The sequence below is a fragment of the Aquimarina rubra genome, from assembly GCF_042684305.1.
Taxonomy (GTDB): Bacteria; Bacteroidota; Bacteroidia; order Flavobacteriales; family Flavobacteriaceae; genus Aquimarina; species Aquimarina rubra.
This window is the reverse complement of the sequence record NZ_JBHULE010000002.1, coordinates 380,335-397,060: the sequence shown is the minus strand read 5'-3', so window position 1 is coordinate 397,060 and position 16,726 is coordinate 380,335. Positions and strand designations below refer to the sequence as shown.

General features: G+C 35.4%; 13 protein-coding genes. 2 read left to right on the top strand and 11 right to left on the bottom strand.

Going from position 1 to position 16,726, the window contains the following annotated elements; genetic code table 11:
- Positions 1-34: 34 nt before the first annotated feature.
- From ACFSR1_RS02185 to ACFSR1_RS02155, 7 genes are all read right to left on the bottom strand, one after another.
- A complete protein-coding gene (locus ACFSR1_RS02185) occupies positions 35-835 on the bottom strand; it encodes an anti-sigma factor (RefSeq protein ID WP_378289180.1) in 801 nt (266 codons plus the stop codon).
- Positions 836-838: 3 nt separating this feature from the next.
- Positions 839-1,369, bottom strand: a complete 531-nt coding sequence (locus ACFSR1_RS02180; protein WP_378289178.1) for an RNA polymerase sigma factor — start codon at positions 1,367-1,369, stop codon at positions 839-841.
- A 103-nt stretch (positions 1,370-1,472) separates the two neighbouring features.
- The gene (locus ACFSR1_RS02175; protein ID WP_378289176.1) at positions 1,473-2,075 is read right to left on the bottom strand and encodes a superoxide dismutase family protein; all 603 of its coding nucleotides are present in this window, start codon (positions 2,073-2,075) and stop codon (positions 1,473-1,475) included.
- Positions 2,076-2,161: 86 nt separating this feature from the next.
- On the bottom strand, positions 2,162-2,908 hold the full coding sequence (locus ACFSR1_RS02170; RefSeq protein WP_378289174.1) for an LVIVD repeat-containing protein: 747 nt from the start codon (positions 2,906-2,908) through the stop codon (positions 2,162-2,164).
- Positions 2,909-2,919: 11 nt separating this feature from the next.
- A complete protein-coding gene (locus ACFSR1_RS02165; protein WP_378289172.1) occupies positions 2,920-3,444 on the bottom strand; it encodes a hypothetical protein in 525 nt (174 codons plus the stop codon).
- Between the two features lie 740 nt (positions 3,445-4,184).
- On the bottom strand, positions 4,185-4,391 hold the full coding sequence (locus ACFSR1_RS02160) for a YdeI/OmpD-associated family protein (RefSeq protein ID WP_378289170.1): 207 nt from the start codon (positions 4,389-4,391) through the stop codon (positions 4,185-4,187).
- A gap of 2 nt (positions 4,392-4,393) precedes the next feature.
- Positions 4,394-4,666, bottom strand: coding sequence for a hypothetical protein (locus tag ACFSR1_RS02155; protein ID WP_378289168.1), 273 nt, complete (start codon positions 4,664-4,666; stop codon positions 4,394-4,396).
- Positions 4,667-5,168: 502 nt separating this feature from the next.
- Between ACFSR1_RS02155 and ACFSR1_RS02150 the strand changes: the two genes are divergently transcribed.
- Positions 5,169-8,924: a M36 family metallopeptidase gene (locus tag ACFSR1_RS02150; protein WP_378289166.1), complete on the top strand. Its 3,756-nt coding sequence runs from the start codon at positions 5,169-5,171 to the stop codon at positions 8,922-8,924.
- Between the two features lie 2 nt (positions 8,925-8,926).
- On the opposite strand, the gene ACFSR1_RS02145 is transcribed toward ACFSR1_RS02150, so the two are convergent.
- Positions 8,927-9,826 (bottom strand): hypothetical protein, encoded by a 900-nt coding sequence (locus ACFSR1_RS02145; protein ID WP_378289164.1) that lies wholly within the window; start codon positions 9,824-9,826, stop codon positions 8,927-8,929.
- 182 nt (positions 9,827-10,008) lie between these two features.
- Here ACFSR1_RS02145 and ACFSR1_RS02140 point away from each other — a divergent pair, with 182 nt between their 5' ends.
- Positions 10,009-12,918 (top strand): InlB B-repeat-containing protein, encoded by a 2,910-nt coding sequence (locus tag ACFSR1_RS02140; RefSeq protein ID WP_378289162.1) that lies wholly within the window; start codon positions 10,009-10,011, stop codon positions 12,916-12,918.
- A 171-nt stretch (positions 12,919-13,089) separates the two neighbouring features.
- On the opposite strand, the gene ACFSR1_RS02135 is transcribed toward ACFSR1_RS02140, so the two are convergent.
- The 3 genes from ACFSR1_RS02135 to ACFSR1_RS02125 form a co-directional block, all read right to left on the bottom strand.
- Positions 13,090-14,304 carry a bifunctional alpha/beta hydrolase/OsmC family protein gene (locus ACFSR1_RS02135; RefSeq protein ID WP_378289160.1) on the bottom strand — a complete coding sequence of 405 codons (1,215 nt, stop codon included), beginning with the start codon at positions 14,302-14,304 and terminating at the stop codon, positions 13,090-13,092.
- Between the two features lie 121 nt (positions 14,305-14,425).
- Positions 14,426-14,992: a GrpB family protein gene (locus ACFSR1_RS02130; protein WP_378289158.1), complete on the bottom strand. Its 567-nt coding sequence runs from the start codon at positions 14,990-14,992 to the stop codon at positions 14,426-14,428.
- A gap of 39 nt (positions 14,993-15,031) precedes the next feature.
- Complete coding sequence (locus ACFSR1_RS02125; RefSeq protein ID WP_378289156.1) at positions 15,032-16,702, bottom strand: SulP family inorganic anion transporter; 1,671 nt, start codon at positions 16,700-16,702, stop codon at positions 15,032-15,034.
- Positions 16,703-16,726: the final 24 nt, after the last annotated feature.

Genomic DNA, 16,726 nt, shown 5'->3' with positions numbered 1-16,726 from the left:
GCAAATTCACTTTTATTAAACGGAATTACAAAAACTAAGATTCAACCACACCTAGCGTATATAACTGTTCCAGGGTAGGCGATTCACTTCCTCCTTCTGGTTCTAATGTAATCCCAAAAGCTTCAGATTCATTGGTGTTAGTAAGAGAGAAGATTTTTGTTTCATCTTCGGTAAATTTATCCAGAATTCCCAAACTGGTAGGAGTAAGCGGATCTAGCTTCAATGACCATACTTGGTATACTTTTCCAGGTGGAGGAGTAGGTAATCCAGCTACATCAATATATGCGGTTTGTTTTTCCTTATCCCAGTATACAGCAGCATATGCACTTGGATCTACTTTCTGAGCTTGTAATGGAATCTGGAGTATATCCTTATCACGAAGTACGCTTAGCAATGTTTTAGCTTTAGATAAATCTTCTTCGGCAACATTTATTTTCCCTTCTAATAAGGTTTGTTCTATTTGTGATTCTACAACTTGTTGGCGTAATTCTTTATTCTTATTAAATTGTATAAACAATCCAATTAGTAGTGCTACCGATGCTGCCCAGCCAATAAAGGCAGGCCAGTTAGTACGTTTTGAAGTCATTGGAATAACATCCGTTTCTTTATCAGTAAAGCTTAATTTCTCTTTAATGCGATTAAAAACGGATTCTGGATTGTAAGGTGCAGTAGCTGCGGATAGTTGCATAAGAGATTTTTCTATCTCTTTTACTTCCTCCTCGATTTCCGGATGTTCTTTGAGCGCTTTGTATACTTCGGCATTTTCTTTTTCTGATAATGCGCCATACACATAGAGTTCTAATATTCCGGATGATATGTATTGTTTTATATCCATAAATTATACAGCCAAGACTTCTCTTAATTTATTAATGCAAATTCTGTTCCGAGTTTTAATCGTTCCAATCGGAATGTCTAATTCTTCTGAAGCCTCTTTTTGTGTGAACCCTTTAAAAAACAATAAATCAATGACTTTTTTGCAAATTGGTTCCAGCACATCTATGTACTTTTTGATACCTATAGCGTCAATCTTACTTGAAAAATTACTTTTCTCTTCTAATATATCTACGAAATAATCAGCAGTTTGGTTTTGTTTTGAATTTTTAAACGCTGCCGATCTTGTTTTATCAATGGCTGCATTACGTGCAATATTAAGCATCCAAGTAAAGAAGCGTCCTTTTTTTTCTGAATAAGAGTCTGCCTTGTCCCAGATTTTAACGAATACGTCTTGCAGTACTTCCTCAGATAAATTTTCATCTCTTACAATATTATAAATCACACCAAAAATGTTTTCGGCATACATTTCATAAATGCGCTGAAAAGCTTTTTCATTTTTTTGCTGCAATTGAGAGATTAATTCTTTGGGCTGCATGTAAGGTTGGTTCGGATACTATTAATCTATTTTTTCCTTTTGAAAAAGTAAAAAGAGTATATCATTAAAATGAATATACTCTTTTACACTGATCGTATTTCTTTTATTGAATAATTCCTCCGCAGCTTACTCTACTTCCAGCAGCACCTGATGGTTGCGATGTATAATCATCTATTCCCTGATGCACAATAATAGCTTTACCGACAATATCTTTTTTATCATCTCCGCATCCAATACACCATTCGTTAGTAGCAAAAGTGATAGAACCTTTACCGTCTCCTGATGCATTAAAGTTTCCAATATCTCCTTTATGATAACCTTCTTGTGCTCCCCATTTTCCGTGAGGTTCCATTGTTGGATTCCAATGTCCTCCAGTTGATTTACCATCTTCAGAAGAACAATCCGCTTTTTCGTGAATATGGATAGCATGTTCACCTTCTGATAAACCACTTAAATAAGCTACCATAGTTACCATTCCGCCTTCTTCAGTAAAAGTTACATTACCTGATACTTGGCTTTCGCTTTTTGGAGCAAGTGAAATTGCCAATGTTTTTACCTTCGTAGTTTCTTCCTTTCCTTCAGTAGTTTCTTGGGTAATTTCTTCGTTTACTTTGTTTTCATATTCTTTTCCTTCTTTTTTATCCCCTTTACATCCAAGAACAACTATAGATAGAAAAGCAATTACCGCCAGGTTTAGAGTTTTCATAATTTAATGATTTGTTAAGTTTTAGAATAACCAATATAGTGCAGTTTTAGCTTACAGCAAAGGATTTAATAGGTTTTTAGATTTTGTTATATGTTTATTGTACTTAATTCTGTTATACTAATCCCAGAATTGATGTCTGTGGCAAGTCTATATTGATATAGCCCGGTTTCCCCAATAGCGATTAATAGATCGCCAGAAATAATAACATCAAATGCACTTCTATTAACAGAGGTAACCAAGTTGGATTCTGAAGGATTTGATACGTCAAATACCTTAATTTCATCATCACAAACGATTAAAAAATCTCCGTATAAACCAAGCCCTTTCGGAAAGGTAAGATTTCTGGAATTAATAAGGATCGGTTCCGTAACCGTAGTAACATCATAGATTTCTAAAACGTTAATATTATTACCACAAAATGTATCAGAGTGCAATGTAACAAAAGCATGGGTGTCGTTTGCAATAACAGGATCGCAGGCTGTAAAATGTTCTACCTGGGATAATTTTTCAGGAAATTCAGGATTTGTGAGGCCATATATAAACATTCCGTTTCTGGATCCTATGTATAAATAGTTTTTATAACTAAAAAGAGTTTCAATATTAAATCCAATAGGTATGGTATTTACTTGTACTGGATCCTTAATGTCTGTAATATTGAATACTGTAAGATCTGTATTATCTACGGTATATAAATAATCTCCTTTTAACGTAAAGGTAGCTAAAGATCCTCCTTGACCATCTTCTGAGGTAGGAGAGGAGGTATCACTATTAGTATCAGAATCACAACTGAATATTATAAAAGAAGTGAGAATCATATACATATATTTTTTCATAATGTTTCTTTTTAATTAATTAGTGTCCAGCCTATTACTACGTTGTTGTCTGGGATGTTATATGGTAAAAAACCATCTGGAGAACGCAATTCTGGAAATACATTAACCACTCTTTTTGTAAGAGTAATTTCGTTGCTGTTATTGTATTCTACTGCGATTAAATCTGTTGCCTGATTGATATATATCATATTATCTCTGATTGCGAGATCTGTTGATCCCGGAACTTCCAGAAACTTTATGGGAGTTGGTGATGCTGGATCGGTGTTGTCATAAATATGAAATCCTTTGTGAACTTCATTAATAAAAAGCAAATTGTCTTTAATATAGATTTTCCCGGATGTTTCTATAGTAATGGGATCTTTAAGAGAAACTGAATTTTCGAAATCACTACGATCTAGTAATACGGGTTCGTATTGAGTAAATCTTGGCTCTATTGGGAAATCATCATCGTTGTCTTCACAATCTGCCAGTAAAGGACAACAGTTCTGCAAGCATATAACGAGCAGGCCTAGTACAAGTAATTTTGTTTTTTTCATCTTATGACTGTTTGATTGAAAGATGAAAAAAAATCAAAATGGTTGCGTTAAGAATAAGGCTCTGTTAGAGACTAGCTTTTATAAATTGCCTTTTTTTGGTATCTTTTTTCTGATTTTTTTTAATCTTACTTTCGATTGGCGATATAATTATATTGGAAGAATTTTCTAAAATGCAAAAAACATATAAGCTGTTCTGACCAATAAGTTTTACATTAATTGCCTCACCATCAGTAAAGGTAATTTGATGATCAGTTTTATATGTTTGGTTTTCTATTTTACTTCTGGTTTTGGCATCACCTCCTAAAGCATATGTGATATAAAACTGAAAAGAACTATTGCCGAGAAAATGGATTTCAGATCTTTTAACTGTAGTAGTAATCTATCAGATTTTCTTTGCCATTTTACAATCATTTTTTCTTTCTTTTTAATTGATTTTTTTGAAATAGATAAATCAAAAGATAGATCACTATGGTAAAGCCAATAATCGCTGAAGGAACCGAAATTCCCTGAGTAAAAGTAATTACTGGACTTATTAAAACATCAAAAATGTTAGAATAACTAATAATATTGATACTTGTCAACCCATACTAAATAGAATTACTTATAATCCTTATTAGTAATAAGAAAATATATCCAAGCGATAGATATTCTTATATGCTGCCGCCAAAATGAATTCCTTTATTTTTTATAGGTATTAATCATATGTTATTTTTTTTTATTGATTTTCTATAAAGTAACTACTATAATTTCTTCATTAGTAGTTTTTTATCTCTGATACCCAATCTTAAATTTTCTGTAATAATCAAAGCTTTATCGATGCGGGTCTGAGAATTTTTGAATCCTAACACATAATAAATCAAACTTCTCTTCATACCATCAGTAAAGGATTCAAAGATTTCTGAAGCTTCCGGATCACTTTGTAAGACAGCTTCCAATTCTTCAGGCATTTCTACACCATATTTTGAAGTATCTTCAAACAATTGAACCTGAAAATAATCACTTGGAAATACACCAAGTTGTTTTTGATTTTCTTACTAAACATCACAAAAAATAACTCCTTTCTTTTTTGTAAAGCTGCGTGAAATCGAACTGACGCATTCTGAAATTGTATACGAACAACTACTCTTTTATGGTTTTGAGAAATAAATGGTTCAGCAATTTCTGTAGGGATCAATATACTATGCGTGGACTGTAAGGAAGTTTCAAAAACTGTACTTTTCATTTTTGCTATTCATTCTATTGTTAGATGTGAGATAAATCATCGTATATCATTTTAATAGGTGTCAAATTGATAATGGAAGTCCCTTTCTTATAAACCCAAAAATATAGAAATATTTTAAGGCCAAAATATATAAGTCAAGAATAAGTTGTTTAAAGATTTTTTTGATTTGTTAATCAAAAGTGAATAAATGAGCTTCGGAAGTATAGTTTTTTAAAAAAAAGTTAAAAAAAATACTACAGATATCCCGTAATAAAAAAAAGGGATAGCTATTATTCTGATTTTCAGGTTTTACGGATAATTGGTTGTTTTTTTTTTCTAAACTCTAGTATTTATGTAGGCTAACTACCAATTGTTAGTTAGCTAATAATGGGTTGTTTTTTGATATATAAAATATTCATTGAAAATGTGAAATTGTTAAACTTCTTTCAGGTATATGTGATTTATGCTATAAATACCTTTGATTTTGTTAATTTTAGTTAACACAAATTCAAAATTTATACGTATGAAAAAAATGTACTCGTTTGTTCTATTTACACTTTTTATAGGACAAACAATGTTTGCACAAAACATCATGGATGGTATTGTGAAAAATCATCTCAACAGCACGACAGCTAAATCAGCCTTGACAACAGAGGATGTGTCAGAGTGGACAGTAACAAATGTAGTTCCTTCCTTAAACCCTGCGATACAGCACGTTTACGTGCAGCAGTATTATCAAGGAATACCTATACAGTATGCAACATACAAGTTGACTGTAAAAAATAATCAGAAAGTAACCTGGGAAATTGATCAGTTCGTAAAGGATATCAAATCTAAGGTAACTTCTGCAAAAGCATCTCTTTCTCCTGAAAATGCGATTATGAATGTGGCGAGAGCTCATAATTTACAATCGCCACAATTAGTGAGGTCTAAAAATAAATCAGATGGATCTTTAGTGTATGACAATTCTGGGATTACTTTAGAGCCTATAGAGGCAAAACAAGTATATCTTAAGCAGGATGACAAGCTCATATTAACTTGGCGTGTTAGCTTATATCAAAAAGATGGGCAACATTGGTGGAATGCAAATGTGGATGCCTCTTCTGGTAAAATCCTATATACAGAAGATTGGGTAATTTCATGTAATTTTGGAACCCCTGATCACGAATCTCATGATCATGGAGAATCTGTATTATTTGATAAAGCAGTTCCAACCGTACCTACAGAAGCAGAAGCAACAGCAGCGCTTGCTCCTGATTCCTATAATGTATATGCAATGCCTGTGGAAAGTCCAAGTCACGGAAATCGTTCTATAGTAACAGACCCTGCTGATGCAACAGCATCTCCATTTGGATGGCACGATACTAATGGTAGTGCTGGAGCAGAGTTTACAATTACCAGAGGTAATAATGTATGGGCTCAGGAAGATAGAAATGGAAATAATGGTACAGGTTTTTCACCAGATGGTGGAGCGAGCCTAGATTTTAATTTTCCAATTGATCTTAGTCAGGGACCAATTACCTATGATGATGCAGCTATTACAAACTTATTTTATTGGAACAATATCATGCACGATGTATTCTATCAGTATGGTTTTGATGAAGCTAGCGGAAACTTCCAGGAGAATAATTATGGAAGAGGTGGAGCAGGAGGCGATTCTGTAAATGCAGATGCGCAAGATGGCAGCGGAAGCAATAATGCAAATTTTTCAACACCGGGAGACGGTGGTAATCCTAGAATGCAGATGTTCCTTTGGACAAGTCCAAACCCTGATAGAGATGGAGATTTAGATAACGGAATCATTGCTCACGAATATGGACATGGTATATCTATTAGATTAGTAGGTGGACCAGCTTCAAATAACTTAGGAGGTTCTGAGCAAATGGGTGAAGGATGGTCTGATTGGTTTGGATTAATGCTTACTATGAAAGCCGGAGACTTAGGTACAGATTCTAGAGGAATTGGTACATATGCTTTAAATCAGCCAACTACCGGAGATGGTATTCGTCCAACTCCTTATTCTATTGATAGATCTGTAAATAATACAGATTATGCAGATATAGGTGGATTAGCAAGACCACACGGAGTAGGGTATGCTTTTGCTACCATATTATGGGATATGACTTGGGGATTAATCGATGCAGAAGGATTTGATCCTGATTTTTATAACGGAACTGGTGGTAACAATATCGCAATGGCTTTAGTTATAGAGGGTCTAAAAAACACTGCTAATAATCCTGGATTTGTATCTGGTAGAGATGGTATTCTACAAGCAGATCAGGATTTATACGGTGGACAATACGAATGTATTATCTGGAAGGCATTTGCTGAGCGTGGTGTTGGCCAGGACGCAAATGAAAATAACAACGGTGGTACTAATGGTCAAACTGACCAGACGGTATCTTTTGTAAACCCTTGTGATACGACGCCACCACCACCTGTAAATTGTTCAGGAGATGTTTCTGCTTTCCCTTATAATGAAAGCTTTGAAGGATCTATTGGTGATTGGACTCAATCCGCTGGAGATGATATTAACTGGACAGTAAATTCTGGAGGAACACCTTCTAATAATACAGGACCAAGTGCAGCTGCAGATGGTAATTCTTACATCTATGTAGAAGCGTCTGGTGATGGAACAGGATTCCCTAATAAGAGAGCAATTTTAGAGTCTCCTTGTTTAGACTTCAGTGCATTATCATCACCTACAATAGGATTCCAATATCACATGTTAGGTAGTGCTATTAATTCACTTGATTTAGAAGCAAGAACAGATAATACAGGAGACTGGGTTAGTGTCTTTAATAGATCAGGAGCGCAAGGTGCTGACTGGAACACCGCTTCTGTAGATTTATCTGCATACGCCGGAAATGCTAGTGTTCAATTAAGATTAAATGTTGTAACAGGTAGTGGTACCGAAGGATGGCAAAGTGATATCGCCATAGATAACTTAAGTATCACAGATGGAACAACGCCACCACCACCAACAGGTTGTACGGGAGGTATAGCTACTTTCCCATATGCTGAAAGCTATGAAGGTTCTATTGGAGCTTGGTCTCAGGAAACTTCAGCAGACGATATCGACTGGACAGTAAACTCCGGAGGTACACCGTCTAATAGTACAGGACCAAGTGGAGCGGCAGACGGAAGTTCTTATATTTATGTAGAAGCTTCTGGAAATGGAACTGGATTCCCTGATAAGCGAGCAATTTTAAATTCACCGTGTTTAGATTTCAGTGCAGTAACAGCACCAGCTTTAGGTTTCCAATACCATATGTTGGGTAGTGCGATTAATTCTCTTACAGTAGAAGCTAGAGCCGGAGATACAGGAAACTGGTCAAGTGTATTTAGTAGGTCAGGAGCTCAAGGAAGTAACTGGAATACAGCTTCTGTTGATTTATCTGCTTATGCAGGAGAAGCAAGTGTACAGTTAAGATTCAATGTAGTGACTGGTAATGGTACGAGTGGATGGCAAAGTGATATTGCAATTGATGACGTAAGTATCACAGATGGTACAACTCCACCACCGCCACCTCCAACGTGCGACACTATAGATTTCAATAGCTTTACAATCAATGCTTTCTCTAATCAGGATGCCGCAGGAGACTTCTCTATCGGAAGTGGAGGAGCGTCATTAACATTGACTAACAATACCTGGAAGCACATTAACCTTAGCTATAATGTGACAGCAAATACTGTCATAGAATTTGAATTCAGTAGTGGTTCTCAAGGAGAAATTCACGGTGTAGGTTTCGAAGATGACAATACGTTGACAGCTAATAGATATTTCAAAGTTCACGGTACTCAAAATTATGGAGTGACCAACTATGATAACTATTCTAGCGGAACAACAACCTATGTAATTCCGGTAGGTAACTTCTATACAGGAAATATGGATCGATTGGTATTCATTAATGATAATGATGCTGGGTCAGGAAATAATTCTACGTTCTCTAATGTTAAAATCTACGAAGGATCTTGTGGATCTACAGTAGTAGCTGATTTTGGACCTACAACTCCGATATTAGGAAATGAAGACGAAGAGAGTATTTCTAGATTCACTATTGCACCTAATCCACTAAAAAGAGGCGGATTATTGCAAGTTTCAATGAAAGAAGCTAAGAATGCTAACAATCATCCATATACTATTATGAATGTGGTAGGACAGATTGTTGGACAAGGCACTATCAGCGGTAGCAAAACTATCAATGTTGGTAACCTTGAAGCAGGTATGTACTTGCTAAAAGTTCAAGGCGAAACACAAAGATTTGTAATTAAATAGATTTATATCTTGAGTTTAGCGGGAGGGCTGTCCATTATATGGGCAGCCTTCTTTATTTTAGGACCACTTTGCTTCTTAATGGATAGAATCACTAATAAAGGTGTTAATCCATGTGGAAGACGATATAAAACTTCATATAAATTCTGATGAATGGATTGTAAAGGAAACTCCCAATAGAAGTTAGCTACTATTCTGGCTAGAGCGGTTAATAACCCCCAAATAACAGCATACCATAGCGCGTATATCTGAACTTTCGGAATAAAAATCAGAATAGCAAGGATGAAGTCTAAGATACCAGCTACATATAAAAAAGCAATAGCATTAGATTCAGAAAATCCAAAGATATGTATAGTCATATCTACAAATTTTCCCGGAACAGGATAAAACCCAAAAGCGTATAATCCATGAGAGAAAAAAGTAAAAGCGATTAAAATCTTAAGTATCAAGATTAATCGTTCGATTTTTAAACGTTTAGAATAACTATATAACAAAACAAGGGGTAACCCAAACTGAATACTGTGCTCAAAAAATTGGGCGGCGTGATAGAACTTCTCTTTAGTCATTAAGAGTGTAAGTAATACCAGACTGATACCACCGATAAGAATTGGAATTCTAAATAATTTTGAAACTTCTTTTCGAATAGCTAATGATGAAATTGCAGCAATAAGGTATATGAATCCATTAGTTTTGATACCATTTTGAATAATTTGATCGGTACGCTCACTAGTTGCATATTCTTGCCAGGAAGTATTAAATAACCCTTCAATAATGGGTTTTAAAAGGGATTCATCCCAAAAAAAAGTTCGGTATGGAGCATCCCAAAAGAGATGTTGCCAAGCTCTACCAAAGAAAATTAAAAATACTGATATTTTGAGAATACGTTGAGTTTGATCTTTTGTCATGATTACAAAGTAAAAAGGAATATTGTTAACTGATTACAAATTCAATATTATATTATTTATAATATATAGTGATAAACATTAATTCTTAATTAAGAATTAGTTAGTGTTAATATTTATTCATTTAATGAACTAGTTTTATCAATTATAAATTAACTTTATAAAACCAACTTAATTATATTTTCATGAAAAGAATACTTACCCTTCTTGTAATTCTTATAGGATTGCAGGTCACAGCCTCTAATGACAAGTATCGACTAACCTTACGAGGAAATCCAGCAACCTCTATAGTAATAGGATGGAATCAAATATCTGGTAGTAACCCAACTGTTTATTACGGCACTACAGATTATGGAACCAATTACAGTAATTACCCTAATTCTAAATCACCAGACAGAACGGTTTCTTATAAAGGGATGAATAATACCTTTGCACGGTTAACCGGCTTACAACCTAATACCGCTTATTTTTTTGTGATAAGAGATAGTCAAGGTACTAGTGAGCGATTTTGGTTTAAAACAGCTCCGGCCGATAGAAGTAGACTGTCTTTTATAGCAGGAGGAGATTCTAGAAATAACAGAACTCCAAGGCAGAACGCAAATCGTTTAGTTGCTAAATTAAAACCTCATGCGGTTTTGTTTGGAGGAGACATGACAGATGATGATACTAATAGTCAATGGCAAACTTGGTTTAACGACTGGCAGTTGACAATAGCTTCAGATGGCAGAATGTTTCCAATTGTTGCAACAAGAGGAAATCACGAAGATAGCAATAACAGTGTTTATAATTTGTTCGATACGCCTTCATCCAGTGTGTATTATGCTATTACTTTTGGAGATAATCTTGTAAGAACTTATACCTTGAATACCGAAATTTCTATTTCTGGAAATCAAACTACTTGGTTACAAAATGATTTGAATGCGAGTACTGAAGTAACTTGGAAAATGGCACAATATCATAAGCCAATGCGTCCACACGTATCTTACAAATCTGAAGGTAATAGTCAATATAATAATTGGGCACAGCTATTTTACGATAAAGGAGTAAAACTTGTAATTGAGTGTGATGCTCATACGGTAAAAACGACTTGGCCGGTAAGACCAAGTACTGGATCTGGAAATGACGAAGGCTTTATAAGAGATGATCAAAATGGAACTGTATATGCCGGAGAAGGATGTTGGGGTGCTCCATTAAGATCTAATGATGATAACAAAGACTGGACACGAAACTCGGCAAGATTCAATCAATTTAAATGGATTTTTGTAGATGAAAACAAAATAGAAACCAGAACTATCAAAGTAGATAATGCATCACAAGTAGGTTCGGTGTCCAATAATAATGTATTTCAGATTCCTGCTAATTTGGATATATGGAATCCTTCTAACGGAAGTGTAGTGACCATAAATAAAGGAATAATCGTGGATCCTGATCCAGATAATGGTAGCATTGAGGTGTCTATTATGAGTGGTAGTGATGATGTAGAAGAGCGACAGAATGGTGATGTATATACCAATAGTAGTGATCTGGAACTGGTATATGATAGTCATAGCAGTGCAGGAAATCAAACTATAGGATTGCGATTTAGATCTTTGGCCCTGCCAAAGGATGCAACAATTACCAGTGCATACCTACAATTCACTGCGGATGAAAGTAACAGTGCTGAAGCAGAACTCGAAATAGCTTTACATAACAGTAGTAATTCTCCTGCTTTTACAACAGCATCGAATAATGTGTCGAATAGATCGCTGTTTTCTAATAAAGTAATCTGGAATCCTTCTTCATGGTCTAGGGGGCAAAATGGTTCATCACAACGATCACCTGATCTAAAAAGTATGGTTCAGCAGTTAGTTAATAAAAGTTCTTGGGAATCCGGTAATAATGCTAGTTTTATTATACGAGGGAAAGGAATAAGTTTAACGAATACATCTGCAAAAAGAGTAGCCGATTCTTATGAAGGTGGTTCTGATCAAGCACCTAAATTAATCATCAGTTATGAAACAGTTTCTACCGATAGCTATACCTTATCAGTCAATTCCATTGGGCAAGGCACGATAGATGGAGCAGGAACTTATCAGGATGGAGAAACTGCTACGGTACACGCTATTCCAGCAAATGGATGGGAATTTAGTGGTTGGAGCGGTGAGCTATCGGGTACTACAAACCCTGCATCTATTACGATGAATGGAAATAAATCTGTTACTGCTACATTTACCGAAATTACAGGTGGAAATACAGGTGTTATTGATGTTGCAATTAGCAATGGGAATGATGATGTAGAAGAAGATAAAAACGGAAGTGTATATGCTAATAGTAGTGACCTGGAGTTAGTGTATGATAGTTACAATAACTCAAGTTATCAGGTTGTTGGGTTGCGATTTCGATCTGTTGACGTTCCTAAAAATGTTATAATTACAAATGCTTATCTACAATTTACGGCAGACGAAAGTCATAGCGCTAATGCAGAATTAGAAGTTTCACTTCATGATAGTAGTAATTCTCCAGCTTTCTCTTCATCTGATAACGTATCCGGAAGAGCTACATTTTCTAATAAAGTGGTGTGGAATCCTTCATCATGGTCAAGTGGACAAAGCGGAAGTGTCCAGCGCTCTCCAAACCTAAAAAACATGGTTCAACAGTTAGTCAATAAAAGTTCTTGGTCATCCGGTAATAATGTTAGTTTTATGGTAAGAGGAAAGGGAGTTAGCCTTAGCAATACTTCTGCTAAAAGAGTGGCTGATTCATACGAAGGAGGTGCTGATAAGGCTGCAAGATTGATTGTAGAATATACAATTGATAATAGAACAATTTCGAATATAATAAAACCTTTCTCCCAGCAACAATTCTTTAAGTTATATCCTAATCCTTTTACCGATCAGATTAATATTACTACCTCTTTATTCGAAGTGAATAAAAAATATACTATCAATGTGTATACGCTTACAGGAAAAGTAATTCATGAAGAAGATATTTCTATTGAATTCAAAAATATGACTATTACCATTACTCCGAAGATTAGTCAAACCGGAATTTATCTACTTTCTGTCAAAGATGAAAACGAAAAGACCATACAAACCAAAAGACTGGTAAAACAATAAGAAATTGCTGAATTATTTTTGAGTGAAGTACTTCAAAACCGTTAGCTAGATAAAAGTTAACGGTTTTTGCTTTTTAGCATAAAGAATTTCTTTTGAAGAGAATTTTTATACTTTTCATGATGATTAAATGGGAAGCACCAGTATTATATGGCTTCCCACTTTATTTCTATATCACTTGATTAATTTGGTAATTACTTGCGTCGGGGAATGTAGTGTTTTATGTACAGGACATTTATCAGCGATCTGTAAGATTCTCTGAATTTGCTTTTCGTCCAAATTCCCTTCCAGCTTGATTTCTCTTTCGAACGTATCTATCTTCGCCATTGGATCCTCACAATTTTCGCAATCTTCCATATGTTTTTTATCATAGCTTGTATGTACTTCTACATTTTGAAGATCCCAATCTTTTCTAGCTACATACATTTTAATAGTCATTGCTGTACAAGCTGATAATCCGGCGGAAACCAATTCATATGGAGAAGGTCCAAAATCGTTACCGCCCACGCTTTCAGGTTCATCGGCAACCATATAGTGATTTCCAACTTTCATTTGAGTAGTATAACCTTCATCATTTCCTAAACTGGCAACTACATGATGTTGACTTTTTAGCTTGGGTTCTTCAGGAATATCAACATATCTGGAGGACCAACCCGCAATCACTTTTCCAACATATATAGAATCTTCTTTTCGCATTAATAAATGATCTGCACCATCCAAGGTCACAAAGCTTTTAGGATGTTTTGCAGCGTGGTAAATTTCTTCAGCATTTCTAATACCTACCGTTGTATCTTGTGGTGAGTGCAAAACTAATAACGCTTTATCTAAGTTTTTTGCTACTGTTGGTAATGATTTGGTTTCGAGATCATCCAGAAACTGTTTTTTAATAGTAAAATCTCTTCCGCTGAGGTTTACAATGGCTTTACCATTTGCTTCGATTTCTTCTAATCCACTTCGTAATAGATGTTGAACATGGGTTGGATCAGAAGGAGCTCCTACAGTGGCAACTGCCTTGATCGAATCTATTGCTGCAGCTGCAAATATAGCTGCCGCACCACCAAGAGAATGACCGACCAATAGAGAAGGAGCCTGGTATTCTTTGGTTAAAAAATCTGCTGCCGCAACCAGATCTTCTACATTTCCTGAGAAGTTAGTATCAGCAAAATCACCTTCACTTTCACCTAAACCTGTAAAATCAAATCGTAATACACCAAATCCCTGAGAAGTGAGTGCACGACTTATATTACGAACCGCCCCCAGATTTTTATTACAAGTAAAACAGTGTGCAAAAAGCGCAAAATTATGTGGATGTTGATCTGCAGGTAATTCCAAACGCCCTGAAAGCGTCTGACCTTCTGCATTGGTAAAGGAAATTTTAGAAAGACTCATGTGACTGTTGTTTTTACTAAATGTCGTTTTTTTTGAGCTTTTCTAACTTCTTGATATGGTTAAAAAAGTGTTAAAGAAATTGGTTAATAGAGGTTTTAATACTGATTTGCAATCGAGTTTGCTAAATCAGTTCTAAAGTTTCATAAACAAATTTGGTTTTTCCTAAAACATAAGCTCCTCGATCGTTTTTATATTTTTTCGCTAACTGAATTTTGAGACTTTCATACATTTTAGCTCGCTCTTGATTTCCGATCAGATAATCTCTAAACCCAATTTGTTTCCACATCGTATTGTCCTTAGGGCACATATGGAGATGAAAAATTTGTTCTTTTTTTCCTTCGAGATTGTATCCTTTGCCAAAGGAAGAGTAGGCTTCAATATTATCTCTTTCGGGGACGACAAAATGGGAATATCCTAAATCAGTAAACTTTGAAATTAAATTCTTATCAAATAGTAATGCTTTAGGAATTTCTATCAATATATCAATATAAGGTTTGGATTTTATAGATGGTATTGAGGAACTTCCGAAATGTTCTATCCGTAAAATAGAAGTGGCACCAACGTTTTTTAATATTCGTTCTTTTTCAATTTTATAAATTCTTTTCCATTCAGGATTGTGATCTGTCAATTCAATAGGGAATAATGTATTCCACTCTTCTTTGGTGAGATCAAATAAAGTTTTTTTCATTGATAAGCACTATAGAATTAATTGTGTTGCAGATTTTATTTACACCGCCTCCGAACGTTGTTTGAACTTCTCTCGTAAATAGGTAAAGCTATCCTCAATATTCTCGAATAGATCGTTTTCGGGAACAAGATCTGGGATGATATCAACAGCCTTGAGCATATCTGCAGGTTGTTCTTTGAGTCCTACGAATATTACTTCAATTCCTTGTGCCCGTAAGTCAAAAATGGTATCCTCAAGGGTGTAGATACCTGATTGATCAATATAGGGAACACGATCCATTCTTAAAATAACAGCTCTCACATCTTTTGGTAACGCTTTGATCTGATCTTTAAAATAGGAAGTAAAACCAAAAAATAACGGTCCATATAAATGCTTAATAATGACTTTGCCTTTATAGCGGTCGTAGAATTCAATTTCGTCTTGCCAAGGTTTAGAACCGTCAAAATCGGCAATATCTCCAACTTCCATTCCTTGTTCACTTAAATCCCCAGCTTTTTTCATAAACAATAAACAAGCTAATGCCACTCCAATACCAACGGCTTGTATCAAACTACCAAAAGTGGTAATAAATAATACCAGAATCAATACAAGGGCATCGGCTCTAGGTACTTTTAATAAGTGTTTTAATCCTTTAAAATCTACTATTTTAAATCCAATAGGGATCAATAATCCAGCCAATACACAAAGCGGGATATGTGCTGCTAGTTTTCCTAAACCTAATAATACAGCCAATAAAAATAAACCGTGTAATACTCCTGATAATCTTGTTTTTCCACCTGCATTGATGTTCACCACCGTTCCTTTGGTAGCACCAGCTCCCGGAATACCACCAATAACTGCTGCCAACATATTACCAATCCCTTGCCCGATCAATTCTCGATTACTATTATGTTTCGTTTTGGTCATATTATCAGCAACAACAGATGTTAAAAGGGAATCTATACTTCCTAATACAGCGAGTACCACTCCATATTCGATAATAACACTTAGTGCACTAGAATCTATTGCAAAAATGCCATCTAATTGAAGCGATGGTAATCCGGATGGTATTTCTCCAATTAAAGGTACATCCATTTTTGTAAAATAGGCTACCAGCGAAGCAACGATCAAGGCTACCAAAGCACTGGGTATTGCTTTGGTTATTTTTGGAAAAAGGTAATATACAGCAATAGTGATCCCTCCTAATAGTAACGCGTATGGATTGGCATCAGAAAAAAGCCTCGGTAAATCCTGCATAACGGCTGTGGTTGATTTTGCAGAACTTAAACCGACAAATGGGAAAAGTTGCAGAATCACAATGATCAAACCTACACCACTCATAAATCCTGAGACTACGGGATATGGAAAATACTTAACGTAACTCGCAATATTTAAAAATCCGAATAATATCTGGAAGAGTCCACCCAACAAGAAAGTTGCTACGATTATAGGCATCGCATTACCCAGAGAACCATTCATTTCTATAGCAGCGGCGATTAGCGTTGCAGAAACTACGGTCATCGGACCTGTTGGACCACTGGCTTGTGTCTCGGTACCTCCAAACAAGGCAGCAAAGATACCAACAGCGATGGCTCCATACAGACCGGCTGTAGCCCCCATACCCGATTGTACACCAAAAGCTAAGGCAAGCGGTAATGCAACCACCCCAGCAACTAATCCACCTGTAAAATCTCCTTTTAAATTTTTTACGTTATAGAATTTTGACAACATAGGCTTAAGATAATTTATGAAGCG

Bases quoted from the DNA above. Each gene is read 5' to 3' on its own strand.
- ACFSR1_RS02185 (WP_378289180.1), bottom strand. From the start codon at position 835: ATGGATATAAAACAATACATATCATCCGGAATATTAGAACTCTATGTG.
- ACFSR1_RS02180 (WP_378289178.1), bottom strand. From the start codon at position 1,369: ATGCAGCCCAAAGAATTAATCTCTCAATTGCAGCAAAAAAATGAAAAA.
- ACFSR1_RS02175 (WP_378289176.1), bottom strand. From the start codon at position 2,075: ATGAAAACTCTAAACCTGGCGGTAATTGCTTTTCTATCTATAGTTGTT.
- ACFSR1_RS02170 (WP_378289174.1), bottom strand. From the start codon at position 2,908: ATGAAAAAATATATGTATATGATTCTCACTTCTTTTATAATATTCAGT.
- ACFSR1_RS02165 (WP_378289172.1), bottom strand. From the start codon at position 3,444: ATGAAAAAAACAAAATTACTTGTACTAGGCCTGCTCGTTATATGCTTG.
- ACFSR1_RS02160 (WP_378289170.1), bottom strand. From the start codon at position 4,391: ATGCCTGAAGAATTGGAAGCTGTCTTACAAAGTGATCCGGAAGCTTCA.
- ACFSR1_RS02155 (WP_378289168.1), bottom strand. From the start codon at position 4,666: ATGAAAAGTACAGTTTTTGAAACTTCCTTACAGTCCACGCATAGTATA.
- ACFSR1_RS02150 (WP_378289166.1), top strand. From the start codon at position 5,169: ATGAAAAAAATGTACTCGTTTGTTCTATTTACACTTTTTATAGGACAA.
- ACFSR1_RS02145 (WP_378289164.1), bottom strand. From the start codon at position 9,826: ATGACAAAAGATCAAACTCAACGTATTCTCAAAATATCAGTATTTTTA.
- ACFSR1_RS02140 (WP_378289162.1), top strand. From the start codon at position 10,009: ATGAAAAGAATACTTACCCTTCTTGTAATTCTTATAGGATTGCAGGTC.
- ACFSR1_RS02135 (WP_378289160.1), bottom strand. From the start codon at position 14,304: ATGAGTCTTTCTAAAATTTCCTTTACCAATGCAGAAGGTCAGACGCTT.
- ACFSR1_RS02130 (WP_378289158.1), bottom strand. From the start codon at position 14,992: ATGAAAAAAACTTTATTTGATCTCACCAAAGAAGAGTGGAATACATTA.
- ACFSR1_RS02125 (WP_378289156.1), bottom strand. From the start codon at position 16,702: ATGTTGTCAAAATTCTATAACGTAAAAAATTTAAAAGGAGATTTTACA.